Genomic DNA, 24,903 nt, shown 5'->3' on the forward strand with positions numbered 1-24,903 from the left:
GTTGCACGCGCTCCTTCTTCAAAGCTCCTGGTCGTGTCTTTTTTGATACAGACACATCCCCGCAAATCAGACACCTTGCCGGTTGACGCAGCGGCATCGTTCCGCGCGTCGCGAGAGACGAAACGGTTTCTCCGTGGGGGCAAAGGTGGATCAGGTGGAACTTGAGGTCGAGCATATCGCCCGAGCGTTCTTTGCCGCTCGGCATGAGACGGGAGCCTGGGAGAACGCCTCCCGAACCCTGAAGCACGAGTTCCGTCTCTACGCCCGGCAAGCCATCCATATGTTGAAGAAGCGCCAGGAGCAGGCGCAGCGGATCGAGCGCGAGGCTCCTCCGGTCAGATCCCTGGAACCCGCTTAAAAAGGCCTCTCCCTGAGCCCTTTCATGCCGCCGCGCCTGCCGTTCCGGGATCCCCAAGAACACGGCTTTTTGTGCGTCAAAAAGGGGGAGGGCTGTTGAAGGGATGGTTTTTCCTGCCATGTTGAAAGGGTGCGGGCTCTCGGCGGAGAGGCCGGGGAGTTTTTCATGCAGCCACCCGACGAATGGGAAATCCCTCCTGAATTCCAGCCTGATCCGAGGCTTCTCGACTACGACCTGAAGAACGCCCTGTCGGCCGTGGTGACCCTGCGCGCGCGCGTTCCCGAGGATGCCTTCACGGCCGAGACCCTCGGCGTCGAGCGGGCGGGGCAGGGCGTGGTCATCCGGGATGACGGCCTTGTCGTGACCATCGGGTATCTCATCGCCGAAGCGGACGAGGTCTGGCTCACCACCAACAAGGGGCGGGTCGTGGGGGCGCATGTGATCGCCTACGACTACGAGAGCGGCTTCGGTCTCGTGCAGGCGCTCGAGCCTTTGGGCGTGCCTGTGCTGGCCCTCGGGGATTCCCGGCGGCTGAAGCCCGGAGAGCAGGTCGTCGTCGGAGGAAGCGGCGGGCAAATCCATTCCCTGGCGGCCCAGGTGGTCGCCTGCCAGGAATTCGCAGGTTATTGGGAGTATCTGATCGACGGCGCCATCTTCACCGCGCCGGCCCATCCCAACTGGGGCGGCACGGCGCTGATCGGCCCGCGCGGCGACCTCATGGGCATCGGCTCCCTCCAGCTCCAGCACCAGGCTTCCGGCGGAACCGTGGTGCCCCTGAACATGAGCGTGCCCATCGACCTGCTGAAGCCCATCCTCGACGACCTCCTCACCTCCGGGCGGGTCAAGCATGAGCCGCGGCCCTGGCTCGGCTTCTATGTCGCGGAGGCGGAGGACGAGCAGCTCACGATCATCGGCCTCGCCGGCGATGCTCCGGCGCAGCGGGCGGGCCTGCGGGCCGGCGATCAGATCCATGCGGTCGGGGAGCAGAGCGTTTCATCCCTGGCGGAGTTCTACCGGGCCATCTGGGCGCTCGGCCCGGCCGGCGTCGACGTTCCTCTCACCCTGGAGCGTGAGGGCGACAGGTTCGACGTGACGATCCGGTCGGCGGACAGGGGCCGCTTCATGAAGACCCCGCGCCTGCAATAGCGCATCTGTCAGGGAGAGCCGACGATGAACCCGACTGTCACCCTGCCGGCCGGCGAAAGCATTCCCGCCCTCGGACAGGGCACCTGGCAAATGGCCGAGAAGGCCGGGCGCAGGGCGCAGGAGATCGAGGCCCTGCGCCTTGGCGTCGAGCTCGGCATGACCCTGATCGACACGGCCGAGATGTACGGGGAGGGAGCCGCCGAGGAACTGGTGGCCGAGGCTCTGGCCGCGGAGCGTGAGCGCCTTTTCCTCGTCAGCAAGGTCTATCCTCACAATGCCGGCCGGCAGGACGTGATCGAGGCCTGCGAACGCAGCCTGCGGCGGCTGAAGACCGATCGGCTCGACCTCTATCTCCTGCACTGGCGCGGAAGCGTTCCGCTGGAGGAGACGGTCGCCGGCTTCGAGGAGCTGCGCCGCTCCGGCAAGATCCGCCACTGGGGCGTCAGCAACTTCGACATGGACGACATGGAGGAATTGTTCGGTGTGCCGGCAGGAGAAAACTGCGCCACCAATCAGGTTCTCTACAACGTGACGCGGCGCGGCCCGGAGTTCGATCTCATCCCCTGGATGGCGGCACGCGGCATGCCGCTGATGGCTTACAGCCCCATCGAGCAGGGGAGGCTTCCCCGAGGCGGTGCGCTGCAGACCATCGCACAAGCCCATGAGGCAAGCCCGTTCCAGATCGCCCTGGCCTGGCTGCTGAACAGGCCCGGGGTGGTCGCCATCCCCAAGGCGTCGAGCGTCGAGCATGTGCGGGAGAACCGCATGGCGCTGGAGATCCGGTTGACTCCCCAGGACATGGCCGCCATCGATGCCGAGTTCCCGGCGCCGAAGCGCAAGCGCCCGCTCGAGATGATCTAACGGGCATCCGCAGGACAACAGGACGGTACTAGCCTCATGAGTTTCTCCCGATCTGATGCCATGGCCGTCGCGGACCTTCTCAGGGTCGCCGCGCAGACCGAGATCCTGCCGCGGTTTCGCAATCTCTCCGCAAGTGCTGTCAGGACCAAGACCTCGCAGCTCGACCTTGTGACCGATGCGGACGAAGCAGCCGAGCGGATGATCGAGGCGGAGCTTCGGCGTCTGTTCCCCTCAGCCGTCGTGATCGGAGAGGAGGGCGTGAGCCGCAATCCCCGGCTGCTCGACGGTCTCGATGCGGCGGATCTCGCCTTCATCCTCGATCCCGTCGACGGCACGCTCAACTTCGCATCCGGCCTTCCGCTCTTCGGCGTCATGGCGGCCGTGACGATGAAGGGAGAGGTCGTGTGCGGGATCATCCTGGATCCGATTTCGGATGATTGGGCCATGGCCGTTCGCGGCGAGGGAGCCTGGATCCAGCGGCCCGACGGCAGCACTGTCTCCCTTCATGTCTCACCGGCCGTTCCGCTCTCCGAGATGGCCGGCAATGTCTCCTGGCGCTACCTTCCCGAGACGTTGCGTCCCCTGGTGACGGGCAACCTGCCGAAACTCGCAATGGCGGCCGATCTCCGGTGCTCGGCGCATACCTATCGGCTGATCGCCGCAGGTCACCTGCATTTCTCGTTCTCGTCCAGCGTCATGCCGTGGGACCATGCGGCCGGCTGGCTGATCCACCGCGAGGCCGGCGGCTACACGGCGCATTTCGACGGCTCAGCCTACCGTCCGGCCAATCGAAGCGGCGGCCTCATCAGCGCACCCGACGAGGCGAGCTGGCGGGCCGTGCGCGACGCGCTGCTTCCGCGTCAGGCCTGATCCTTCCGGCGAAGGTAGTTGTAGACGGTGGCGCGGCCCAGGCCGAGCACGCGCGAGATGTAGGCCGCCGCATTGCGCCCTCCGAACGCGCCGTCGCCGGCGAGATCGGCCACGAGCTGCTGCTTTTGCAGGCGCGTCATTTCCGCGGTGGAGAGGCCGCGTTCGCGGGTCCAGCTCTGGATGTACTCGTTGATGCGCTCGTGCCAGTCCTCCTTGAACAGGGAAGCCGGCTTCTCGGCGGATTGTGGAACGGCCACAAGGGCTGTCAGCGTCTGCATCACGGCGTGGAAATGGGACACGTCGACATTGATGCAGAGAATGCCGACGGCTTTGCGCCCCGCGCGAAGGACGGCGCTCACCGACTTGATGCGTCGCCCATCCCAGTTCACCTTCTCATAGGGACCGATGATGACGTCGGACGGTTTGAAGTCGATCTCGTGCAGCAGAGACGGCTCGCCGAGCTCGCGTTTTGAGAAAGGGTTCGACAGATACACGACCGTCTCCGACGAGAGATCGTGCAGCACCACCTCGGCATAGGGCTGGAACAGCAGGGCGATGGCGTCGCAGACCGGGGCATAGGCCGCGAGCTCCGGCGCAAGGCCCTTCGTCGGAGACGCCTTCTGCGCCTGCGTCATGACAGTTTCGCGCGCACGAAGGCCGCGAGGCGCTCGAGGCCTGCCTCCAGATGGTGGGCCGGCGCGCCGATGCCGATCCTGATATAGTGGTCCATGCCGTAGACATCGCCCGGCAGCAGCATGATGCCGCGCTCCTCGCGCAGGCGATGCACCAGCTCCGTTGAGTTCATGGGCATGGCATAGCGGATGAACGCCATGCCGCCGGCCTTGGGTGGCACGAACGAGAACAGGTCGCTGTTCTCGTCGATCCAGCGCTGCAGGAGGGCGAGGTTTTCGCGCAGGATGCGCTTGCTGCGTTCCAGGATCTCCTGCCGCTTTGCGGGCTCCACGACGATCTCGGCCACGAACTCGCTGACGGCGCCGGTCGTGATCGACGTGTAGTCCTTGCGCTGCCAGGAGGCGTAGATCTCCTGCGCCGGTCCCACGAGCCAGCCGATGCGCAGCCCGGGAAGCGCCATCGCCTTGGAGAGTCCGCTGGTGATGATGGCCTTTTCATAGAGGTCGGCGAAGCTCGGAGGCTCGTCCTGCTCCAGCTCCGCGCCCTTGTAGACCTCGTCCGCGTGCAGGTAGATCCCGTGCTCGCGGGCAATCGCCACGAGGCCGTCCATGGTCTCGCGCGACAGGACGCTGCCGGTCGGGTTGTTCGGGTTGCAGATCGTCATCATCTTCGTGCGAGACGACACGGCCTTGCGCACGTCGTCGAGATCGGGAGTCCATCCCAACTCCTCGCGCAGAACAACCTCCTTGACGGTCACGCCGATGGCGCGAGCCCAGCCCCAGATCTGCAGGTAGTTCGGAACGAACACGACCAACTCGTCGCCCGGTTCGAGCAGGGACATCACGAGCAGGAAGTTCGCCTCGGCCGAGCCGTTGGTGACGATCACCTCGTCGGCATTGCGCCCTTTGTGCAGCCTGGCGATGGCCTCGCGCAGCTCTACGCGCCCGTTCGTCCAGCCGTAGCCCAGCTCCACATCGAGCAACCGGGTCTGCTGCTCCGGGGTCAGAAGCTCACGCAGGGAGTACGGGTGCACGCCGCTGTCGGACAGGTTGTACTCGACCGTGTTCTCATACAGCGACTGGATGCGCTCGAGCGTGAACTCTTCGATTTTCATGGGATCCCCGTGAGGCTGAGCAAGGTTTCAAAGGCTCTGTAGCATTGCGATTTTGGACGCGATAGTCCAATTTGGACTTGACGGTACAAATTCCCTGCTGCCATGGTCCGGCACCTCGCGGCGCCGGAGCGCCGTCATTTTCCGGATTGGAGCCATCGTGCAGTTCGATACCTTTCTCATGGAACGGAACCAGACGCTCTTCGAGAACGGCGTCGAGATCAACCTGACGGAAAGCGGCGTGCACCCCTGCACCATCGAGGAGATCATGCCGGACGACGCCGCGCAGGCACTCCTGCGGCTGCCGCTCGGCTATGGCTGGACCGATGGGCGGCCGGACCTGCGCTCCGCCATCGCAAGCTGGTATCCGGGTGCAGCCGCATCCAACGTGCTGGTGACCAACGGCTCCTCGGAAGCCACGATGATCGCCCTGATGGCCATGGTGGATCCGGGCGACAAGGTGCTCTTCGCCGTTCCCAACTTCATGCAGGTGGATGGCCTCGGGCGCGCGCTCGGCATGAACGTGCAGCGGCTGCCGCTCCTGGCCGACCATGGCTGGCAGATCGACCCGGATGCGCTCGCGCAGGCGGTCGAAGGCGGCGTGAAGCTGATAGCAGCAACGAACCCCGGCAACCCGACCGGCGCCGTTCTCTCGCCCCGCAGCCGCGAGCTTCTTCTGGAGGCCGCACGCAAGGCGGGAGCCTGGCTCATGGTCGACGAGATCTATCGCGGCGGCGAGATCGACGGGGCCGAGACGGAGACGTTCTACGGAAGCTACGACCGGGTCATCGTCACCAGCAGCCTGTCGAAATCGTTTGCCTGCCCGGGCTTACGCCTCGGCTGGATCGTCGGACCCGAGACGGTCGTCGAGGAAGCGGCCAAGCGGCAGGACTACACCACCATCGGCAGCGGGATCCTCAGCCAGATCGTCGGCGCCGCCGTGATGGCGCCGGAAAACCGCGAGCGCATCCTTGCGCGCGGGCGGGCCCTGCTGCGCGAGAATGCGGATATCGTTCAAAGCTGGATCGAGAAGCGCAATCGCTGGTCCTGGCAGCGTCCCGCGGCCGGCGGCATGGCCTTCCTGCATTACGACTTCGACATGTCCTCCGAGGATTTGTCCAATGCGTTCCGGGAAGAGGAGAGCGTGTTCGTCGTGGCCGGAAGCTGGTTCGGGATCGAGAACCACATCCGCGTCGGCATCGGCGTGACGACGGAGCACCTCGTGGAGGGTCTCGCCCGCCTCGACGGCTTCCTCGCCCGCCGCAATCTGGTCTGAGGCGCGTTGAGCGATGCTGCCGCACGATCACCTGCCGCGGGCGAGGGAAGAGCTTCGCCGCCTCGTCGCCATCCCGTCCGTCAGCGCGCGCGGCGAAAAGCTCGCCGAGTGCGCCGAGGCCGTTCGCGATCTGCTGACGGAGGCGGGCTTCAACACGGAGATCCAGCCGGGAGACGTAGGTCCCTTCGTCGTGGGCGAGATTGGCAGCGGGCCGCTGACGGTGATGATCTACAATCATTACGACGTTCAGCCCGAGGATCCCGTGTCGCTGTGGCACTCTCCTCCGTTCGAAATGTCCGAGCGCGACGGGCGCTGGTACGGTCGCGGCGTCGCCGACGACAAGGGCGAGTTCGTCAGCCGCCTCGCGGGCTGGCGCCTGTTCCGCGAGCGGCACCCCGGTCCTCTGCCGTTCAGGCTCGTCTGGCTCGTCGATGGCGAGGAGGAGATCGGCAGTCCGTCCCTCGAGGCCTTCCTGAAGCGGCGCTTCGACGGCGAGGCGGTGGATGTGTGCTGGTGGGAATACGGTGAGATCGACGCGAGCGGGCGTCCGATCATCCTCTGCGGCTTCAAGGGCGTGATGGCGGTCGAGCTGCGCGCCAGAACGGCGCGGGCGGACTTGCATTCGAGCCTCGGTGCCGTCTTCGACAACCCGCTCTGGAGGCTCGCAGCTGCAACCGCGTCCCTGCGCGACGGCACGGGGCAAATCCTGATCGACGGCTTCTACGATGCCGTCCGGCAGCCTTCCCTGAGCGACAGCGAACTGGCCTCGGCGCCTCCATACTCCCTCGACAGCCTGATGGATGCCACGGGCGCGCAGCGGCTTCTCGACGGCATCGACGCTCCGAACTTCTATCGCGCCGTCAACTTCGAGCCGTGCATGAACGTCAACGGCTTCTCCGGCGGCTATGCGGGCGAGGGCGCAAAGACGGTCCTGCCGGCGGAAGGCGCGGTCAAGATCGATTTCCGCCTCGTGCCCGATCAGGACCCGCAGCGCATCGTTGCGCTGCTGCGCGCACATCTCGACCGTCACGGCTTCGACGACATCGAGCTGATCGTGCACGACGCTAACGTGAAGCCGGTGCGCTCAGTCACCGACCACTGGTTCGTCCAGGATGCGAAGGCAGCCCTCGAAGAGCATTTCGGACAACCGGCCATCGTGCAGCCCAGCTCCCCGGCTTCCGGCACGGCCCATCCCTTCGTGGAGCAGCTCGGCGCCGAGATCGTCGGCCTCGGCCTCACCCATCACGGAGCCATGCTCCACTCGCCCGACGAGAACATCATCGTCGACCAATTCGCCAGGACGATCGAATGCTCCGCCGCAATCCTGGCGAAGCTTTCCCGGAGAGCTACGCGGATGAGCGGCCGGTCGGATCCTGAGCCCATGCCAGAGGGAGAAACAGCATGATCGGTGTCGTTCTCGAGGCGGCTTCCCGCTCGGTGCAGGCGCGCCGGCGCATCCGCGGCCATATCTACGAGACGCCGCTGCTCCCGTCGCGGCAGATCGGCCGGGAAACCGGATCGTCGCTCTTCTTCAAGGCCGAGAACTTCCAGCTCACCGGGTCCTTCAAGATCCGCGGAGCCGCCAGCAAGATGACGTCGCTGGGCAACGACCGCGAGGTCATCACCGCATCGTCGGGCAACCATGGCATCGCATCGGCGCAGGCGGCGTCCTCCATCGGTCAGACCTTGACGGTCGTGCTGCCTGAAACCGTCGCGCAGGCCAAGCTCGACCGGATCCGTTCCTTCAACGTGAACGTCATCCTGCACGGCGCGGAGAGCGGCCTGGCGGAGCTTTATGCGCAGGAGCAGGCGGCATCGCGCGGGCTGGTCTATGTGTCTCCCTACAACGATCCCGAGATCGTCGCCGGGCAGGGGACCATCGGGCTGGAACTGTTCGAACAATCTGAGACCATCGACAACGTGTTCATCGCCATGGGCGGCGGCGGGCTGATCGGCGGCATCGGGGCCGTGCTCAAGAGCTTCAGTCCCTCAACGCGGGTCTATGGCGTGGCGGCTCAGAACTCGGCGGCGCTTGCGGCCGCCATGAAAGCCGGGCGCGTAGTCGAGACCGAGCATCACGACACGCTCGCGGACGGCGTTGCCGGCGGCATGGACGAGGACAGCATCACGCTGCCGCTTGCGGTCTCGGTGGTCGACGAGGTCGTCACCTGCACGGAGGCTGAGATCGTGAGCGCGCTCCGGGATCTGGCGTTCAAGGAGAACCAGATCGTGGAAGGCGCGGCGGCGCTTGCGCTGGCGGGCTTCCTCAAGGTGGCGGACCGTTGCAGAGGCCAGCGGAACGTCGTCGTGCTCTGCGGCGCGAATTTCGACCACGACAAGATATTCTCCCTCCTGAACGACCGAGGTCGTGAGCCATGACGGCCGCAGGCTCGATCACCTTTCTCGATCTCGCGCAGATCGAGGAGCGTCTGAAGGGGCTCGATCTCGTGCCCCTAATGGAAGAGGCGTTCGCGGCCTTCTCCCGCGGCGAGGCGGTGGTTCCGCCGCCCGGCGAGCTCCTGTTCGAGGATCCGCCGGGTGAGGTCCATATCAAGTATGGCTACCTGAAAGCACGCGACACCTATGTGGTGAAAATCGCATCCGGATTCTGGAACAATCCCGCGCTCGGCCTGAGCAGCAGCGACGGATTGCTGCTCGTCTTCAGGAAAAGCACGGGCGAGCTGGCGGCCGTGCTCAACGATCGTGGGCGCCTGACGGATCTGCGCACCGCTGCCGCAGGAGCGGTTGCGGCCAAGCACCTTGCGCCCGAGCGGATCGACACCGTCGGGGTGCTCGGCACCGGCATTCAGGCGGAGCTGCAGGTGCAGTTGCTTCAGTCGGTTCGTGCCTGCCGGAACATCGTGTTCTGGGGGCGCAACCCCGAACGCGCGGACGCTTATGCTCAAAGGATGCGGGACAAGGGCTTTCTCGTCGAGACGGCGCGCTCTCCCGCGGAGGTCGCGTCCCGTTGCCGCCTGATCGTCACTGCCACGGCGAGTTCGGAGCCGCTTCTGCGGTGGGCCGACATCCGGCCCGGCACGCATATCACGGCTATCGGCGCCGACAGTGCCGAGAAGCAGGAGCTCGATGCGGACATCGTCGCGCGGGCAGATGTGGTCGTCACGGACAGCCGGGCGCAGGGTCGTTCGAGGGGGGAGCTCTGGCACGCCTATCACAACGATGAAGCAGGCCTGAGCCGCATCGTCGAGATCGGCGAGATCGTTTCCGGAAAGGTCAGGGGCCGCATGGCGGCCGAACAGGTGACGGTCTCGACGTTCTCGGGATTGGCCGTTCAGGACATCGCCATCGCGTCGGCCGTTCTCGGCCGCTCGTGATGGCGTGGTCCTTCAAGGAGCATGCTCGATCCGCTCGATCAGGCGGTCGATCTCCGCGATCTTGCCGCGGCGGCGCTTGCATTGCCGGTCGAGATACCAGGCCCTGCCGATGCTTAAGCCCAGGAGAGGCAGCGCCCAAAGAATGCTGATCACGTTCAGAAGCACAAGGCCCAGGAACGCAATCGACAGGACCCACGCTTCGATGCGCCCGAATCCTTCGGTGAACTCGTTCTTCAGAGAAAGCTGCTGCCGCTCGATGAGGAGCTGGCTCCTGGCATAGGCGAGCAGGTTTCTCTGCTCGCTTCCCTGTCGGGAGCCGCGCTGTCGTTCAATGCTTCCTCTGAGCTCCGCGATCTCCGAGGATCGATCCGGCGTGTCGTAAGCTCTGGCCTTCGGCGCGAAGGCTGCAACGATCCGGCGGTGAAGAGCGACGAGAGCCGGGGGATGATTGTCCTGCCCGGTTTGCAGCTGCGGCGGTTCGAAATCGTCCGTGATGCGGCGTCGGATCTGGGCGACGGTGGTTGCCTGCCTGCCGCGCTCGAAGACGCTAACGACATGCGTTGCGATGGCCGATTCGATCGTCGCTCCTGCCCTGTCCGTCGCCATCACTCGTTCCTTTGCCTTGGCCTGCCGGCACTCGGGGCCGCAGGGCAATGGACCCGGTGTTCGGGCCGACATACCCGGCGGCTCCATCGCAGAAGTTTACGAAGTGTGAAACAGGAGGGTTAACGGATGCTTAAGATCGGCGTCGCTTCCTGGCACGTCAGGCATGTCATTCGTGCAGACAGGATCAGCGCTGATCCTCGGGGAGCATGCCGGCGAGATCCTTCAGGAACTTGATGGACGCGGCCGGGCGTCCTTCCTGCTCGGCGACCTTGATGATGTGGTTCAGGATGGTGGCGATCTCCCCCAGCTTCGCGACGCGCCCGGCGGAGAGAACGTGAAAGAAGGTGGAGAATGCCACCGCAATCGCCTGGTCATGCTCCTCCAGCACGCGACACTGTTCCTTGAGCGCTTTGATGTCCCTTTCCTGAGCGGACACGATCTCGACGAGAGTCAGCATCTGCTCGGCCAGGGTGTCGACGGACGTGTTCATATGGCTGAAGCGTTCCAGTTGGGCATGAATGGACGAGGGGGGCTCAACCTCGTTGTCGAGCGGTGGAGGCTCAACGGATTGGTGCGTTTGTAGAGGCGAGGGCGAAGACCGCTCGTCTCCGGGCTGCTCGCGTTCTGCGTTCGGTGGCACAGAGTCTCCGAGTACAGGCTCCGCCCTATGCGCAGCCATACGGGGAGCCCCGATCATGCGGGCGAGACCGCTCGCTGCCTGATGCATGAAATGACGTAACTTCACATGAACACCGGCAATCCCATTCCTGCTTTCGCTCGGACGAGCGCGCCATCGCGTCCACGGGGGAGATGGCGTCATCGACGGTATCATGCCTTGCGCGCGAATGCTCCATGAAGGTCGCCTGACGGATCAGGCGTCCCGCACCTGCCGATCATCCACGGGCGTAGAGAAGGCGGGCGCGGATGGTGCCCTCCAGCGCGCGGATCTCCTGCAAGGTCTCGCGGCTCTGCTCGGGCCGTCCTTCCACCTCGATCACCACGTACCCGATCTCGCCATCGGTCTGCAGGTGCTGGGCCGTGATGTTGAGCCCGCGCTGGGAGAAGGCATTGTTCAGGCGCCCGAGCATGCCGGGCACGTTCCTGTGGACATGGATGTAGCGCGTGCCCGAAGGCCGGGACGGCAGCTGGACCTGGGGAAAGTTCACGGCGCCGACCGTCGTGCCCACGTCGGAATAGTCCGTCAGCTTCTTGGCGACTTCTGCGCCGATGCGCTCCTGGGCTTCCTCCGTCGATCCGCCGATGTGAGGTGTCAGGATAACGTTGTCGAGGCCCTGCAGCGGCGTGACGAAGCGCTCCTTGTTCGATGCTGGCTCGACGGGAAACACATCGACGGCCGCGCCCCGCAGATGACCGCTCCGCAAGCCTTCGGCGAGGGCGTCGAGATCCACCACCGTGCCGCGGCTGTTGTTGATGAGATAAGCGCCCTTCTTCATGGCGGCGATCTCGGCCCTGCCGATCATGCCGTGGGTGGCCGGCGTCTCCGGCACATGCAGGCTGACGATGTCGCTCTGGCCCAGCAGGGCGTGCAGGCTGTCGGCAGGCTCGGTGTTGCCGTGGCGGAGCTTGTCGGTCTGGTCGAAGAAGATGACGCGCATGCCCATGGCCTCGGCCAGGTACGAGAGCTGCGAGCCGATATTGCCGTAGCCCACAATGCCGAGCGTCTTGCCGCGCACCTCGTGGCTGTCCGTTGCGGACTTGTCCCATTGGCCTGCATGGGCGGCGGAGGATTTGGGGAAAGTGCGGCGCAGGAGCATGACGATCTCGCCGATCACCAGCTCGGCCACGCTCCGGGTGTTGGAGAACGGGGCGTTGAAAATGGGAATGCCCGCGTGGCGTGCGGCCTCCAGATCGACCTGGTTCGTGCCGACGCTGAAGCAGCCGACGGCGATCAGCCGATTGGCGGCTTGCAGAACGCGGCTCGTCAGCTGGGTGCGGGAGCGGATGCCCAGGAGGTGGATCCCCTGCAGGGCTTCGATGAGCGCATCCTCGTCGAGCGCCGTCTTGAGGTGGGTGAGGTTGGTGTAGCCCGCCCCCTCGATCAGGTCGACGGCACTCTGGTTCACCCCCTCGAGCAAGAGAACGCGGATCTTGTCTTTCTGAAGAGAGAACGTCCCGGACATGTCAGCTCCAACTGCCTTCCACGGGCATGCCATAGCGCGCCAGGGCAGGGGCGGGAATCCTTTTTTCTCGCATCTAGGCTCCTGCACGGGGGCTTGCGGCCCCCGTCGGGATGAGGCCGCCTACCCACTATGCTCTGATCCGGCCTCGCGGGTCTGGTCTAAGATGGCTGAATCCGGTTGCGGCTGCAGCCGGTCGAGGAGGCGGGGGCCGGGGCCGGATGTACGCACGGTCCCCGTTCCTTTTCGGATCCCATCCCTGAAAAGCCGCGCTTGAATGGATCCAGTCCCCTGGATCGGGAGTTCTGGTTCCATCTGCAGAGAAACCAGCCGGCGAGCGGGGCGCTCCCTCCGGAAGGCTGCCAACAGGGGGCGAAGTGCCGCGAATCCTGACCTACAACGTACACCGCTGCCTCGGCACGGACGGACGGCTGTCCCCTGCGCGCATCGCCGATGTGATCGCAGCCTACGAGCCTGACGTGGTGGCCCTGCAGGAGCTCGACGTGGGGCGTGCCAGGACGGGAGGCGTCGATCAGGCCCATGCGATCGCCCAGGCGCTGGGAATGCATGTGCATTTCCATGCCAGCATGCGGGTGCTGGAGGAGCAGTACGGTAACGCGATCCTGACCCACAGGCCCTCGAAGCTTGTCAAGGCGGAAGCGTTGCCCGGCCTTGCCGGAAAGCCGGGCCTCGAGCCGCGAGGCGCTCTCTGGGCCTCGGTCAACATCGGCGGCGTCGAGGTGCAGATCGTCAACACCCATCTGGGCCTTCGCCGCCACGAGCGGCTCGCTCAGGTCAATGCCCTGCTCGGGCCGCACTGGCTCGGCCATCCGTCCTGCCGGGAGCCTTCGATCCTGCTGGGGGACTTCAACGCCACGCCGCGCTCGCGCGCCTACCAGCGCCTCACGTCGCATCTCTGGGATGCCCAGGCGCTGGCGAGGTTGCCGAAGCCCAGGCCGACCTTTCCGTCGCGCCTGCCGATGCTGCGCATCGACCATGTCTTCGTCAGCCGCGGGATCGCCGTGCAGCGGGTCGAGGCCGTCAGGACGCCGTTGGCCCGAGTCGCCTCGGACCACCTCCCGCTGCTGGTCGAGTTCCAGGTCGTTCGCGGCAAGGCGCACCAGGCGAGCATGGCCCATGCGCACGGGTAGGAGGTCTTCCGAAGGCCCTGACGGATCGCAGGCCGGGTCTCTGCGTTGAGGTTGGGACAGCTGTGCCGTTTGCAGCGGGAGCCCCGGTAAGGAGAGAGAATGCGGAACTGGAAGTACGTGATCGCTGCGGCCGCCATCGGCCTGGCGGCTTTTCTGCTCTACCGCACGCTCAGCCGCTACAGCCTCGACGAGCTGATCGCCGCCGTCACGGCCGTTCCCACGGCAAGGCTCCTGGGGGCCGCAGGGTTTGCCGCGGCGAGCTACCTGTGCCTGACCTTCTTCGATTATCTCGCCCTGCGCTATGTCGGCCGGCCGCTGCCCTATCCGAAGGCGGCGCTCGCGTCCTTCACGGCCCTCTCCCTCGGCCATAACATCGGGCTGGCCGCCCTCAGCAGCGGCGCCGTGCGCTATCGCTTCTACACCCGCTGGGGGCTGAACGGAGGCGAGGTGGCGAAGGTCATCGTCTTCTGCGGGGTCACGGTCGGCCTCGGCCTCCTGACCCTGGGCGGAGCGGCCCTGCTCCTGCGCTCCGAACTGGCCGTGGAGATTACCGGACTGACCCGGCCGGTCGTTCTGGCCCTGGGCCTGGGCTGCCTTGCGGGGCCGGCGGTCTATCTGGTCCTGTCGGTCTTCGTGCGCAGGCCGCTGCGGATCCGGCGCTGGTCGCTCGAGATCCCGGCCTTCCCGCTCGCCGCCGGACAGGTCCTCGTCGGATCCGTCAATTTCGCCTTCGTGGCCGCCTGCCTGCACCAGGCCCTCGCGGCCGTGGCCGATGTGGCGTATCTGGGCGTAGCGTCCGTCTATGTGATCGCCAACGCGACGGCTCTGGTCAGCCATGTGCCTGGAGGCCTCGGGGTGATCGAGAGCGTCGTGATGTATCTTCTGCCGCAGAGCGACCTGATCGGGCCGCTCCTGGTGTTCCGGTTCGTCTACTTCCTCGCGCCGCTGGGCCTCGGCGCCATTCTGTTCGCCGTGACGGAGCTGGTCCTGCGGGGGCGAGGATCCGCGCATGAACGGCACCCACCCGATGCCGTGAAGGCCTAGAGCATCGGACCCAAAAGTGGATTTGCACTTTTGGGCTCAATCCGATGCTCAATCCTTTAAGCAGCGCATCGTGTGGACCGGAAAACCGGGTCCACTTTTCGCTGACGCGGCCCTCTGGGTCCGCACGATGCGCTAGCCGTCAGTCCTTACGGCGGCGGAACAGGGAGAGCGGCTCGAAGGGCTCGAGCGGATCCAGGAGACCGGTGCCCGGTGCTGGGGCATCCGGCCCGTCGTCCGCCATGGCCGCGAAGGCGCGCAGGCCGCGCGCCCCGGTGTTGAGCCGGTCGATGGCACGGATGACGGACCCGCCTTCTGCGTCCACGGCCTTCGCGAAGGCTTCCGGCTGCGCATCGAGATGCTCGGCGACGAGCGTGTCCCTCAGGCGCGCGATGGTCCGGCGCTCTTCCTCGGTCGTCGCTTCGATGGCGAGGTCGCACTCGCTGTCGAGACCCATGGAGCGGTTGTTCAGGTTCGAGGAGCCGACGCGCAGGAACACGTCGTCCACCATGATGAGCTTGGAATGAATGAGCACCTGGCATTCGCCGCCCGTGCCGTTGGGAACCACCGGGTAATAGGCGCGCAGACGATCGGCGTGATCGCATTTGCGCAGGCGCCGGATCAGCCTGTCCCGGTTCGCGCCCATCACCAGCCCTTCGGTCCAGCCATGGGATTCGTGCGTCTGGATCACGACGATCTCCGGCCCGTCGGGGTCCGCCAGGTGGCGTTCGAGAACGTCGCCGACGAGAGGCGTCGTCATGTATTGCGCCTCGATGTAGATGCACTTCCGCGCCGCGGAGAGCGCGTCGAGGGTCAGGGCCGCCGCCTCCTGGGCGGCCTGCTGCTCGCCCCAGGCCGGATAGGTGCGGGCGATGGCGACCGGCACGTCGGTGAAATCAGCGGCGAGTCTCTCGGGCCACGGGTCCGACCCGTCGGGAACGGCCGGGCTCAGCTCCTCGCCCGTCGCGAGCTTCCAGCGGGTATGAACGATCTCGGCGACGGATCGCGCGGCCTCGCCGTCGACCGCCATCTGGATGTCGTGGACCGGCTCGTAGATGCCCCCGTCGTCCTTCAGCCGGAGGCGGTCGTCGCAGGCATGGCCCGGGCTGTCCCAGCGCTCGACCGTCAGGTCCATGCCGCCGACGAACGCCATGGCGTCGTCGATGCAGACAAGCTTCTGGTGGTGGGCCGCATAAAGCGGGTGGTGGGTGTCGAGCTTGACGTGAAGGCGCGGGTGGTCCTGCCAGTCCGCGCCGAAGATGAGCGGGCCGGGCGCTCCTGGAGCGTGCACGACGGCAATGCTCCACACCAGGATCCTGACCTCGAGGTCAGGCTCGGCCTCAACGAGGGAGCGGAGCAGGGGGCCGAGCGGGGGCGATTCCTCGGCGCTCGCGTCCGGGCGCAGGCGGATGCTGCCGTCGAAATCCCAGCCGACGATGAGAATGGAGCGTCGCGCGCGGCGCAGGGCGGCTTCCAGGCCGGCGAAATAGGCGGACCCGTCGATGAGGACCGATGCGCGACCGGCCCTGGAGATGCGCCAGCAATTCTGCCCGGGACGAAGGATCGAGCCCTCAGGCAGCCGTCCGGCCGCCTGCGCGAACTGAAGGTCCTTCCGGCTTGTCGTTTCTTCCAGAAGCTGCACGCGACTAAGATCCTAAACGCAGTCCTGTGCCAACTCGGAAACAGAGGCCAAGGTTCCTGCTGGAAACAGAGCGCTCCGAAAATCGTTGCCGGAGAGCGCCGGGCTTGCAGGCAGAGCCCGCATGGCGCAGTTTCCGGCATCTCTTCAGAAAGCGGGGACCATCGTGTTCGACTGGATCGTCAGCCTCATCGACAAGGCCGGATATCTCGGCATTGCCCTGCTCATGCTGCTGGAGAATGTTTTCCCGCCGATCCCCTCGGAGGTCATCATGCCCCTGGCGGGCTTTTCCGCCGCCAAGGGAACGCTCAGCTTCGCGGGGGTCATCATCGCGGGCACCATCGGCTCGCTCGCCGGCGCCTATTTCTGGTTTCTCATCGGCCGTTGGATCGGAGCCAAGCGCCTGAAGCGCTTCGCCGCCAAGCACGGCCGCTGGCTGACCATGCATCCCGACGAGCTGGATCAGGCCAGGGCCTTCTTCTCCCGCCATCAGGCGATGGCCCTGTTCCTCGGGCGTCTGATTCCGGCGATCCGCTCCCTCATCTCCGTTCCGGCCGGGGTGAACTGCATTCCGATCACAACCTTCCTGTTCTGGAGTTCCCTCGGAACGGCTCTCTGGACGATCTTTCTTGCGGGCGCGGGATACCTCCTCGAGAGCCAGTACGAGAAGGTGGCCGAATGGCTGAACCCCATCTCGAACGTCGTCGTTGCGGGGCTGGCCATCTGGTATGTGTACAGGGTCGTCAGCTTCAAGGCGCCCGAGCAGTCGTGAGCGTGCCTGAAATCTCGGCGGAGCCGGCCTGTTCTCTGGGCAGAGATTTGCAGCGGATTCCGGCCTTTGCCGTTGCCAATCCGAAGAAGCGCCTAATAACTTACACAGTTCGCATGGTGAGCGCGCCAACCGCGGCGGAACGGTCTGGTTGGCCTTCTTTCGCGCTTCATCAGGCTGGGGCATGACATCGGGACCGAAGGGCGACCATGGACAAGGATCTAGAGAACAAAATCCGTGAACGGGCTTACGAGCTCTGGATGCGGCACGGGGCTCTCCCTGATCGGGCGGACGAGTACTGGTACCAGGCCGAGCGGGAGATCGTCGGCGAAAGCAGCGAGGGCTCGGGTACCCAGCCGCCATCCTTCACCAATCCCGCCCCCCTGGGCATGACCAGCATGACGGCCGACGAGGCGCCTCCTCCGAAGACCCGCAAGAAGCGCACTCCTGCTCCGGCTCCCGTTGAGGAGAGCAGCAAAGCTCCGGCCGCACCGAAGCGCAAGCGGTCGACGCGGACGAGCTGAGCATACCGGCGCACAAGCCTTCGGCTTCTGCCGTGGGCCTCCGGGCGGGAACTCCGTTGCAGTCGCGGACGCCGCAGGAACCTGCAGCCATTCCGGCGTTTCCAAGGTTTGGAGGTGGCTGCCTTTGATGTGAGGACCCGCCCTTGCCGAATTCCAGTGTTCCCTCCGCACCTCTTGCCCGTCATGCCATGGCGTATGTTCTCGCCGGCGGACGCGGCAGCCGGTTGATGGAACTGACGGACATTCGCGCCAAGCCCGCGGTCTATTTCGGCGGCAACACGCGCATCATCGACTTCGCCCTCTCGAACGCGCTGAACTCCGGCATCAGGCGCATCGGCGTGGCGACGCAGTACAAGGCCCACAGCCTGATCCGCCACCTGCAGCGGGGCTGGAACTACTTCCGGGCCGAGCGGAACGAGAGCTTCGACATCCTGCCGGCCAGCCAGCGCGTTTCGGAAACGATGTGGTACGAAGGCACGGCCGACGCGGTGTTTCAGAACATCGACATCATCGCGAGCATCGATCCCGAGTACATCATCATCCTGGCCGGCGATCACATCTACAAGATGGATTACGAGCTCATGCTCCGGCAGCACGTGGACATGGACGCGGACGTGACCGTCGGCTGCCTTGAGGTGCCGCGCATGGAGGCCACAGGCTTCGGCGTGATGGCCGTCGACGAGACGGACCGCATCGTCTCCTTCCTCGAAAAGCCCGCCGATCCGCCCGGCATGCCGGACAACCCGGACAAGGCCCTGGCGAGCATGGGCATCTATGTGTTCAACACGCGGTTCCTGTTCGATCAGCTGAGGCGCGATGCGGAGACGCCCGGCTCGAACCGGGATTTCGGAAGGGACATCATCCCCTATCTGGTGCAGCACGGAAAAGCCGTGGCGCATCGGTTCACGCGCTCATGCGTCCGCTCCGGAGCGGAAGCGGGAGGCAGCGATGCAGAAGCCTACTGGCGCGATGTCGGGACCGTGGATGCCTACTGGGAGGCGAACATCGACCTGACGGCCATCGTGCCCTCCCTCGATCTTTACGATCACGACTGGCCGATCTCCACCTTCACGGAAACATGGCCGCCCGCGAAGTTCGTTCACGACGAAGAGGGGCGGCGCGGGCATGCGATCAACTCGCTCGTCTCCAGCGGCTGCATCGTGTCGGGAGCGGCCCTGCACCAGTCGCTCGTCTTCACGGGTGTTCATCTCCATTCCCACGCCTCGGTCGAGGGAGCCGTCATTCTTCCCTATGTGGATGTGGGCAAGGGGGCGCGGCTCAGGAACGTCGTCGTCGACCGGGGCGTGCGCATCCCTGACGGGCTCGTGGTCGGCGAGGATCCCGAACTCGACGCCCGGCGGTTCCGCCGCACCGAGAAGGGCATCAGCCTCATCACGAAGCCGATGATCGAGAGACTGGCCGGATGAGGCCTCTGAACGTTCTCTCCGTCACGTCGGAGATCTTTCCTATCATCAAGACGGGCGGGCTGGCCGATGTCGCCGGCGCCCTGCCGGCCGCCCTCGCGCGGGAGGACGTCACGGTCATCACGCTGGTTCCGGGTTATCCCGCCGTGCTGAAGGCGCTCGACGGCGCGGAGGTCGTCCATCGCTATCCCGTGTTCTTCGGCGGAACGGCAAGCCTGTTGTCCGGGAGGACAGGGGATCTGAACCTCTTTGTCGTCGATGCCCCGCACCTGTTCGGCCGGCCCGGTTCTCCCTACCTCGCACCGGATGGCCGGGACTGGCCGGACAACGCGCGGCGCTTCGCGGCGCTTGCCCGGGTTGCGGCCGATATCGGCCAGGGACTAGCGCCGGGTTTCGTCCCCGAGGTGATTCATGCGCACGACTGGCAGGCGGGTCTCGTGCCGGTCTATCTCGGCCTCACAGAAGGCCCGCGCCCTGCAACGGTCGTGACGATTCACAACATCGCCTTCCAGGGCGTGTTCCCTGCGGACCTGCTGTTCGAGTTGGGGCTGCCGGCCAGCACCTTCACCATCGACGGCGTGGAGTATTACGGGCAGATCGGGTTCCTGAAGGCCGGCCTGCAGAACGCGGACAGGATCACGACCGTCTCCCCGACCTATGCCAGGGAAATCCAGACGCCGGAGGGCGGGATGGGGCTCGACGGATTGCTGCGGGCCCGCTCACATGTGGTATCCGGCATCCTCAACGGGATCGACGACAGGGTCTGGGATCCCGCGACGGACGCGCACCTCGAACGGCCCTACGACCGCAATAATCTCGAGGCCCGCCTGGCGAACAAGGCGGCTCTGCAGAAGCGCCTGGGCCTGAACGAGGATCCGGACGCCATGCTCTTTGGCGTCGTCAGCCGCCTGTCCGGGCAGAAGGGGTTCGATCTTGTGCTCGCCGGTCTCTCAAGGCTTCTGTCCGACGGCTCGCAGCTGGCGCTGCTGGGATCGGGAGACAGGACCCTGGAGGACAGCTTCCAGGCGGCCGGCATCGTCTATCCCGGTCAGGTCGGATGCGTCTTCGGTTATGACGAGTCTCTCGCTCACCTCATCCAGGGCGGCAGCGATGCCCTGCTCGTGCCGTCGCGGTTCGAGCCCTGCGGCCTGACGCAGCTCTGCGCCATGCGCTACGGGGGCGTTCCCATCGTGTCGCGGGTCGGTGGGCTGGCCGATACGGTGATCGATGCCAACGAGGTGGCCGTTGCGGCCGGCGTGGCCACGGGTTTGCAGTTTGGACCCGTCGCGCTCTCGCCGTTTACCGATGCCGTCGAGCGGGCGAGGGCTCTCTGGCGCGACAGGCCGGCCTGGCGGCGCCTGCAGCATAACGGCATGAGCACGGATGTGAGCTGGCGGCGCCCGGCACGGCGCTACGCCGACCTGTACCGGTCCTGCGTACCGGCCTGAGGCCGATGACAGGAGCGCCGGATCAGGCGCTCCTTCTTTTCTCGGGCTTGGGCTGCTTGGCGGGCTTCAGCTGGAACAGCAGCAGGGAATGGGCCGTGACCGTGTAGACCTTGCCGAAGCCGAACTCCGCCGGCGTGTCCAGGTCGGGCTGGTTGGTATCGACGTGGCACATCCAGGCCTCGCCGCCGATCACCTCCGGCAGGGTGCACTTCACCACATCGTTGTGGGCATTCATGATCATCAGGAGGGTCACGTCCGTGCCGCGCCTGCGGATGCCGGTCGGCTGCGCACGACCGTCGAGCAGGATGCTGATGCAGCGGGCATTGGGATCCTCCCAGTTTTCCGGCGTCATCTCGTTTCCGGCAGGCGTGAGCCACGTCACGTCCTTGACGTCGAGCTCCTCGTTATAAATGCCCGACAGGAAGCGCCCGCGCCGCAGGATCGGCAGGTTCTGGCGAAGCTGGATGAGCTTGCGGGTGAACTCGAGCAGCTCGACTCCCTCCTCGTCGATCCCCTCCCAGTCGATCCAGGACACCTCATTGTCCTGGCAATAGGCATTGTTGTTGCCCTGCTGGGTGCGCGCGAATTCATCGCCCGCCAGCAGCATGGGAGTGCCCTGCGAGAAGAGCAGGGTGGCCATCATGTTGCGGATCTGGCGCGCCCGCAGCGCGCGGATCTCGGGATCGTCCGTCGGGCCTTCAACGCCATGGTTGAAGGACAGGTTGTGATCGTGCCCGTCCTTGTTGTCCTCGCCGTTCGCCTCGTTGTGCTTGTCGTTGTACGACACGAGATCGTTCAGGGTGAAGCCGTCATGGGCGGTGATGAAGTTCACGGAGGCCCAGGGCCGCCGGCCGCGCTTGTTGAAGATGTCGGCCGACGCCGTGAGGCGGGCCGCAAGTTCGGGCAGCTTTCCTTCGTCGCCCTTCCAATAGGCGCGCACCGTGTCGCGATAGCGGTCGTTCCACTCCGCCCAGCCGGGCGAGAAGCGGCCGACCTGGTAGCCGCCCGGTCCGCAATCCCACGGTTCGGCGATCAGCTTGACTTGGCTGAGGGCGGGATCCTGGCGGCAGGTGTCGAGGAAGCGGCCGTCCTCCTCGAACCCGTGCGGCTCCCGGCCCAGGATCGTCGCGAGATCGAACCGGAAGCCGTCGATCTGAACCTCCTGGGCCCAGTAGCGCAAGCTGTCCGTGACCATCTGGAGCACGCGGGAGTGGCTGAGATTGACCGTGTTTCCGGTGCCCGTGTCGTTGATGTAGTAGCGCGGATCGGGTGCGAGCCTGTAGTAGGAGGCGTTGTCGATGCCCCTGAAGGACAGGGTCGGCCCGAGCTCGTTGCCTTCGGCCGTGTGGTTGTAGACCACGTCCAGGATCACCTCGATCCCGGCATCGTGGAGATGGCTCACCATCTCCTTCACCTCGTTGATGAACGGGGTTGCCAGGTAGCGCGGCTGCGGGGCGAAGAAGCCGATGGAGTTGTAGCCCCAGTAGTTCTTCAGGTTCTTCTCGGCCAGGTAGCTGTCATCCACGAAGGCATGGATCGGCAGCAATTCGACGGCCGTGACGCCGAGGTTCCTGATGTACTCGATCACCTCGTGCTGCATGAGCCCCGAGAACGTGCCGCGAAACTCCTTCGGCACCGCCGGGTGCTGCATGGTGAAGCCGCGCAGATGGGTCTCGTAGATGATGGACCGCTCCCAGGGGATCTGCGGGCGGCGCGCCCGTGCCCAGGTGAAGGCCGACTCGACGACCCGGCATTTCGGCATGAACCTTGCGCTGTCGCGCTTGTCGAACGACAGGTCGGCATCGGGCGAGCCGAGCGTGTATCCGAACAGGGCGGGGTTCCAGGTCAGGTCGCCGATGAGCTGCCTGGCGTAAGGATCGAGCAGGAGCTTGTTGGGGTTGAAGCGGTGGCCGGCTATCGGCTCGTAGGGACCATGGACACGGTAGCCGTAGGTTGTCCCCGGTCGTGCATCCGGCAGGTAGCCGTGCCAGACCTCGTCGGTATATTCCGGAAGCTCGACCCGTTCGATTTCCCGCTGACCGTCCTCGTCGAACAGGCAAAGCTCGACCTTCGTGGCATTGGCGGAGAAGATCGCGAAATTGACTCCTAAGCCATCCCATGTGGCTCCCAGGGGATAGGGCAGTCCTTCCCGAACCCGGGAGGTGCGCCGCATGTTCGGAGCAACGACCTGAGGTGACGATTGCTCGCGGGTGTCGACTTTATCGTTCATTGGAAATCTCGGAAGCCTGCAAGGCAAAATTGGTGTCTGCGTCAACGCGCAAGTCGGCAGGAAGTCCCCGCCAAGCGGAGCTATATCTTGAGGCCATGACGATCCCGATCGAGCACGAGAATGAGCGTCGCGAGAGGCGGTATCGTGAGCGTGAGGGAGCAGGGCTGGCCGTGGCTCGGGGAAGCCTCCGCCACGACTCCTCCGAGGTTGCCCGTATTGGAGCCGCCATAAAGGGCGGCATCCGTGTTCACGGCTTCCCGGTACAGGCCCGGAAGCGGAACCCCGATGCGGTACGACTCGCGCGGCACCGGGGTGAAGTTCGACACGACCACCGCGAGGGAGTGCGCATCGTCGCCCCGCCGCGCCCAGGCGATGACGCTGTTGTCCCGGTCGTCGGCGACCAGCCATTCGAAACCCGTGGCTTCGCAGTCGCGCTGATGAAGGGCCGGTATCGATTGGTAGGCGTGATTGAGATCGCGCACGAGGTTCTGCACACCTTGGTGGCAGGAGCTGTCAAGGAGATGCCAGTCGAGGCTCGTGTCGTGGTCCCACTCCCGCTCCTGGGCGAACTCGCCGCCCATGAACAGGAGCTTCTTTCCGGGATGCCCCCACATGAAGCCGAAATAGGCTCTCAGGTTGGCGAAGCGCTGCCACTGGTCGCCCGGCATCTTGCCGATGAGGGAGCCCTTGCCGTGCACCACCTCGTCGTGGCTGAGGGGCAGGACGAAGTTCTCCGAAAAGGCATAGAGGAGGCCGAAGGTCAGGTCGTGGTGATGATAGCGGCGGAAGACCGGGTCCTTGCTGATGTAGCGAAGGGTGTCGTGCATCCAGCCCATGTTCCACTTGAAGCCGAAGCCGAGGCCGCCCGTATAGGTCGGGTGCGAGACACCGGGCCAAGCCGTGGACTCCTCCGCGATGGTGACGGCACCCGGCGCGGACGCATAGGCGACCTCGTTCATCTTGCGAATGAAGTCGATGGCTCCCAGGTTCTCGTTGCCGCCGTAGCGGTTGGGAATCCACTCCCCGGGCTTTCGCGAATAGTCGAGGTAGAGCATCGATGCCACTGCATCGACGCGCAATCCGTCGAGGTGATAGCGCTCCAGCCAGAAGCGGGCATTGGCCACCAGGAAGCTCATCACCTCCTGGCGCTCGAAATTGTAGATGTAGGTGCCCCAATCCTGGTGGAATCCGAGGCGTGGGTCCGCGTGCTCGTAGAGATGCGTGCCGTCGAAATCGGAGAGCCCGTGCGGGTCGTTGGGGAAATGCGCCGGCACCCAGTCCAGGATGATCCCGATCCCGGCAGCATGGGCCGCTTCCACGAACGCGGCGAAGTCCTCCGGCGTGCCGAAGCGGCTTGTGGGCGCATAGAGGGAGATGGTCTGGTAGCCCCATGATCCGTCGAACGGATATTCGGTGATCGGCAGCAGTTCGATATGGGTGAAGCCGAGGTTCTTCACATAGGGAATGAGCCGCACGGCCAATTCCCGATAGGTGAGGTAACGATTGCCTTCCTCGGGAACCCGCGCCCAGGAGCCGAGATGGCACTCGTAGATCGACATCGGCTCCTTGCGGTGGTTCTTCGCGGACCGCGCTGCCATCCAGTTCGCGTCCTGCCACTCGAATTGCGGTCCCTTCTTGAGAATGGAGGCCGTTGCCGGCGGTTGTTCCGCTGCAAAGGCGATCGGATCCGCCTTGAGGGCAAGAAGGTTGCCGTGGGGGCCGGCGATCTCGAACTTGTAGCGCTGTTCCGGCTTCACATCCGGAATGAACAGTTCCCAGATCCCACCTTCGTGCCGCTGCCGCATGGGATGGCAGCGGCCATCCCAGGAATTGAAGTCTCCGACGACGCTGATGCGGCGCGCGTTGGGAGCCCAGACCGTGAAGAGAAAGCCCTCGATCCCGCCGAGGTCGAGGTAATGGGCGCCGAGCTTCGTATAGACTGCGTCGCTCGCCGGATCGCTGATCCGCATCACATCGTCAGGTGAGAGAAACGTGCCGAAGCTGTAGGGATCGTGCCGAACTTCGGTGTAGCCCTGCCGCTCGATCCGCAGCCTGTAATCGGGACGCTGCGAGGCGCTCAATGTGCCGACGAACAGGCCTTCGGGAAGCCTCCGCTCCATGGGGGCGAGAACCGTCTCCCCATCGCGGTCCACAACCGCCACGGTATCGGCTTCAGGCAGGATCGCGCGGATCTCCCATCGGCCGGGCGAGATCTCATGAGGGCCGAGAATGGAGAAGGGATCGCCCGAGCTGACGATCTCGGCAACCGAGTGCGGTTCGGCGGGGCGCGTTCCTGCGCTCTGCGATGCACCACGGTGCTCATCCATCCTGCTATCCCCCTTC

General features: G+C 65.3%; 22 protein-coding genes. 14 read left to right on the plus strand and 8 right to left on the minus strand.

Features of this window, described 5'->3' with window-relative positions; all coding sequences use genetic code 11:
* Positions 1–145 precede the first annotated feature (145 nt).
* From JAO75_RS10995 to JAO75_RS11010, 4 genes are all read left to right on the plus strand, one after another.
* Positions 146–358 (plus strand): hypothetical protein, encoded by a 213-nt coding sequence (locus tag JAO75_RS10995; RefSeq protein ID WP_199049155.1) that lies wholly within the window; start codon positions 146–148, stop codon positions 356–358.
* A gap of 165 nt (positions 359–523) precedes the next feature.
* Complete coding sequence (locus JAO75_RS11000) at positions 524–1,504, plus strand: S1C family serine protease (protein WP_199049156.1); 981 nt, start codon at positions 524–526, stop codon at positions 1,502–1,504.
* A gap of 24 nt (positions 1,505–1,528) precedes the next feature.
* Positions 1,529–2,365 carry an aldo/keto reductase gene (locus JAO75_RS11005; RefSeq protein ID WP_199049157.1) on the plus strand — a complete coding sequence of 279 codons (837 nt, stop codon included), beginning with the start codon at positions 1,529–1,531 and terminating at the stop codon, positions 2,363–2,365.
* Between the two features lie 36 nt (positions 2,366–2,401).
* Positions 2,402–3,235 (plus strand): inositol monophosphatase family protein, encoded by an 834-nt coding sequence (locus JAO75_RS11010; RefSeq protein ID WP_199049159.1) that lies wholly within the window; start codon positions 2,402–2,404, stop codon positions 3,233–3,235.
* On the opposite strand, the gene JAO75_RS11015 is transcribed toward JAO75_RS11010, so the two are convergent.
* Positions 3,226–3,870 (minus strand): helix-turn-helix transcriptional regulator, encoded by a 645-nt coding sequence (locus JAO75_RS11015; protein WP_199049161.1) that lies wholly within the window; start codon positions 3,868–3,870, stop codon positions 3,226–3,228. The genes JAO75_RS11010 and JAO75_RS11015 overlap by 10 nt on opposite strands.
* Positions 3,867–4,982 carry an aminotransferase class I/II-fold pyridoxal phosphate-dependent enzyme gene (locus tag JAO75_RS11020; RefSeq protein ID WP_199049163.1) on the minus strand — a complete coding sequence of 372 codons (1,116 nt, stop codon included), beginning with the start codon at positions 4,980–4,982 and terminating at the stop codon, positions 3,867–3,869. The genes JAO75_RS11015 and JAO75_RS11020 overlap by 4 nt, the downstream gene beginning before the upstream one ends.
* 157 nt (positions 4,983–5,139) lie before the next feature.
* On the opposite strand from JAO75_RS11020, the gene JAO75_RS11025 reads away from it, so the two are divergent.
* The 4 genes from JAO75_RS11025 to JAO75_RS11040 are packed head-to-tail and all read left to right on the plus strand — an operon-like array spanning position 5,140 to position 9,590.
* Complete coding sequence (locus tag JAO75_RS11025) at positions 5,140–6,255, plus strand: aminotransferase class I/II-fold pyridoxal phosphate-dependent enzyme (RefSeq protein WP_199049165.1); 1,116 nt, start codon at positions 5,140–5,142, stop codon at positions 6,253–6,255.
* A 13-nt stretch (positions 6,256–6,268) separates the two neighbouring features.
* Positions 6,269–7,660, plus strand: coding sequence for a M20/M25/M40 family metallo-hydrolase (locus JAO75_RS11030; RefSeq protein ID WP_199049167.1), 1,392 nt, complete (start codon positions 6,269–6,271; stop codon positions 7,658–7,660).
* Positions 7,657–8,634, plus strand: a complete 978-nt coding sequence (locus JAO75_RS11035; protein ID WP_199049169.1) for a pyridoxal-phosphate dependent enzyme — start codon at positions 7,657–7,659, stop codon at positions 8,632–8,634. The genes JAO75_RS11030 and JAO75_RS11035 overlap by 4 nt, the downstream gene beginning before the upstream one ends.
* On the plus strand, positions 8,631–9,590 hold the full coding sequence (locus JAO75_RS11040) for a Rossmann-fold NAD(P)-binding domain-containing protein (protein WP_199049171.1): 960 nt from the start codon (positions 8,631–8,633) through the stop codon (positions 9,588–9,590). Before JAO75_RS11035 ends, JAO75_RS11040 begins: the two co-directional genes overlap by 4 nt.
* A 12-nt stretch (positions 9,591–9,602) precedes the next feature.
* On the opposite strand, the gene JAO75_RS11045 is transcribed toward JAO75_RS11040, so the two are convergent.
* The 3 genes from JAO75_RS11045 to serA form a co-directional block, all read right to left on the minus strand.
* Positions 9,603–10,196: a hypothetical protein gene (locus tag JAO75_RS11045; RefSeq protein WP_199049173.1), complete on the minus strand. Its 594-nt coding sequence runs from the start codon at positions 10,194–10,196 to the stop codon at positions 9,603–9,605.
* Positions 10,197–10,380: 184 nt separating this feature from the next.
* Entirely contained in the window at positions 10,381–10,686 is a 306-nt protein-coding gene (locus JAO75_RS11050; protein WP_199049175.1) for a hypothetical protein, read from the minus strand.
* A gap of 403 nt (positions 10,687–11,089) precedes the next feature.
* Positions 11,090–12,337: a phosphoglycerate dehydrogenase gene (serA, locus tag JAO75_RS11055; protein WP_199049177.1), complete on the minus strand. Its 1,248-nt coding sequence runs from the start codon at positions 12,335–12,337 to the stop codon at positions 11,090–11,092.
* A gap of 374 nt (positions 12,338–12,711) precedes the next feature.
* Between serA and JAO75_RS11060 the strand changes: the two genes are divergently transcribed.
* Together JAO75_RS11060 and JAO75_RS11065 are read left to right on the plus strand one after the other, a co-directional pair.
* Positions 12,712–13,485, plus strand: coding sequence for an endonuclease/exonuclease/phosphatase family protein (locus tag JAO75_RS11060; protein ID WP_199049179.1), 774 nt, complete (start codon positions 12,712–12,714; stop codon positions 13,483–13,485).
* A gap of 99 nt (positions 13,486–13,584) precedes the next feature.
* The gene (locus tag JAO75_RS11065) at positions 13,585–14,529 is read left to right on the plus strand and encodes a putative bifunctional lysylphosphatidylglycerol flippase/synthetase (RefSeq protein WP_199049181.1); all 945 of its coding nucleotides are present in this window, start codon (positions 13,585–13,587) and stop codon (positions 14,527–14,529) included.
* 139 nt (positions 14,530–14,668) lie between these two features.
* On the opposite strand, the gene JAO75_RS11070 is transcribed toward JAO75_RS11065, so the two are convergent.
* Positions 14,669–16,168 (minus strand): phospholipase D-like domain-containing protein, encoded by a 1,500-nt coding sequence (locus JAO75_RS11070; protein WP_343234597.1) that lies wholly within the window; start codon positions 16,166–16,168, stop codon positions 14,669–14,671.
* Between the two features lie 121 nt (positions 16,169–16,289).
* Between JAO75_RS11070 and JAO75_RS11075 the strand changes: the two genes are divergently transcribed.
* From JAO75_RS11075 to glgA, 4 genes are all read left to right on the plus strand, one after another.
* A complete protein-coding gene (locus JAO75_RS11075; protein WP_210340227.1) occupies positions 16,290–16,937 on the plus strand; it encodes a DedA family protein in 648 nt (215 codons plus the stop codon).
* A 206-nt stretch (positions 16,938–17,143) separates the two neighbouring features.
* Positions 17,144–17,458 carry a DUF2934 domain-containing protein gene (locus JAO75_RS11080; RefSeq protein WP_199049183.1) on the plus strand — a complete coding sequence of 105 codons (315 nt, stop codon included), beginning with the start codon at positions 17,144–17,146 and terminating at the stop codon, positions 17,456–17,458.
* 143 nt (positions 17,459–17,601) lie between these two features.
* Positions 17,602–18,885, plus strand: coding sequence for a glucose-1-phosphate adenylyltransferase (glgC, locus tag JAO75_RS11085; RefSeq protein WP_199049185.1), 1,284 nt, complete (start codon positions 17,602–17,604; stop codon positions 18,883–18,885).
* On the plus strand, positions 18,882–20,330 hold the full coding sequence (gene glgA / locus JAO75_RS11090; RefSeq protein ID WP_199049187.1) for a glycogen synthase GlgA: 1,449 nt from the start codon (positions 18,882–18,884) through the stop codon (positions 20,328–20,330). Before glgC ends, glgA begins: the two co-directional genes overlap by 4 nt.
* 22 nt (positions 20,331–20,352) lie before the next feature.
* On the opposite strand, the gene glgX is transcribed toward glgA, so the two are convergent.
* Together glgX and glgB are read right to left on the minus strand one after the other, a co-directional pair.
* Complete coding sequence (gene glgX, locus JAO75_RS11095; protein ID WP_199049288.1) at positions 20,353–22,503, minus strand: glycogen debranching protein GlgX; 2,151 nt, start codon at positions 22,501–22,503, stop codon at positions 20,353–20,355.
* A 137-nt stretch (positions 22,504–22,640) separates the two neighbouring features.
* Entirely contained in the window at positions 22,641–24,887 is a 2,247-nt protein-coding gene (glgB, locus tag JAO75_RS11100) for a 1,4-alpha-glucan branching protein GlgB (protein WP_199049189.1), read from the minus strand.
* Positions 24,888–24,903: the final 16 nt, after the last annotated feature.

The sequence above is a fragment of the Microvirga splendida genome (genome assembly GCF_016427565.1).
Lineage (GTDB): Bacteria > Pseudomonadota > Alphaproteobacteria > Rhizobiales > Beijerinckiaceae > Microvirga > Microvirga splendida.

Coding starts and splice junctions, on each gene's coding strand:
- JAO75_RS11075 (WP_210340227.1), top strand. CDS start 16,290: ATGGCGCAGTTTCCGGCATCTCTTCAGAAAGCGGGGACCATCGTGTTC.
- JAO75_RS11010 (WP_199049159.1), top strand. CDS start 2,402: ATGAGTTTCTCCCGATCTGATGCCATGGCCGTCGCGGACCTTCTCAGG.
- glgA (WP_199049187.1), top strand. CDS start 18,882: ATGAGGCCTCTGAACGTTCTCTCCGTCACGTCGGAGATCTTTCCTATC.
- JAO75_RS11045 (WP_199049173.1), bottom strand. CDS start 10,196: ATGGCGACGGACAGGGCAGGAGCGACGATCGAATCGGCCATCGCAACG.
- JAO75_RS11065 (WP_199049181.1), top strand. CDS start 13,585: ATGCGGAACTGGAAGTACGTGATCGCTGCGGCCGCCATCGGCCTGGCG.
- JAO75_RS11035 (WP_199049169.1), top strand. CDS start 7,657: ATGATCGGTGTCGTTCTCGAGGCGGCTTCCCGCTCGGTGCAGGCGCGC.
- JAO75_RS11005 (WP_199049157.1), top strand. CDS start 1,529: ATGAACCCGACTGTCACCCTGCCGGCCGGCGAAAGCATTCCCGCCCTC.
- serA (WP_199049177.1), bottom strand. CDS start 12,337: ATGTCCGGGACGTTCTCTCTTCAGAAAGACAAGATCCGCGTTCTCTTG.
- glgB (WP_199049189.1), bottom strand. CDS start 24,887: ATGGATGAGCACCGTGGTGCATCGCAGAGCGCAGGAACGCGCCCCGCC.
- JAO75_RS11040 (WP_199049171.1), top strand. CDS start 8,631: ATGACGGCCGCAGGCTCGATCACCTTTCTCGATCTCGCGCAGATCGAG.
- JAO75_RS11030 (WP_199049167.1), top strand. CDS start 6,269: ATGCTGCCGCACGATCACCTGCCGCGGGCGAGGGAAGAGCTTCGCCGC.
- JAO75_RS11000 (WP_199049156.1), top strand. CDS start 524: ATGCAGCCACCCGACGAATGGGAAATCCCTCCTGAATTCCAGCCTGAT.
- glgX (WP_199049288.1), bottom strand. CDS start 22,503: ATGCGGCGCACCTCCCGGGTTCGGGAAGGACTGCCCTATCCCCTGGGA.
- JAO75_RS11020 (WP_199049163.1), bottom strand. CDS start 4,982: ATGAAAATCGAAGAGTTCACGCTCGAGCGCATCCAGTCGCTGTATGAG.
- JAO75_RS11050 (WP_199049175.1), bottom strand. CDS start 10,686: ATGAACACGTCCGTCGACACCCTGGCCGAGCAGATGCTGACTCTCGTC.
- JAO75_RS11015 (WP_199049161.1), bottom strand. CDS start 3,870: ATGACGCAGGCGCAGAAGGCGTCTCCGACGAAGGGCCTTGCGCCGGAG.
- JAO75_RS11080 (WP_199049183.1), top strand. CDS start 17,144: ATGGACAAGGATCTAGAGAACAAAATCCGTGAACGGGCTTACGAGCTC.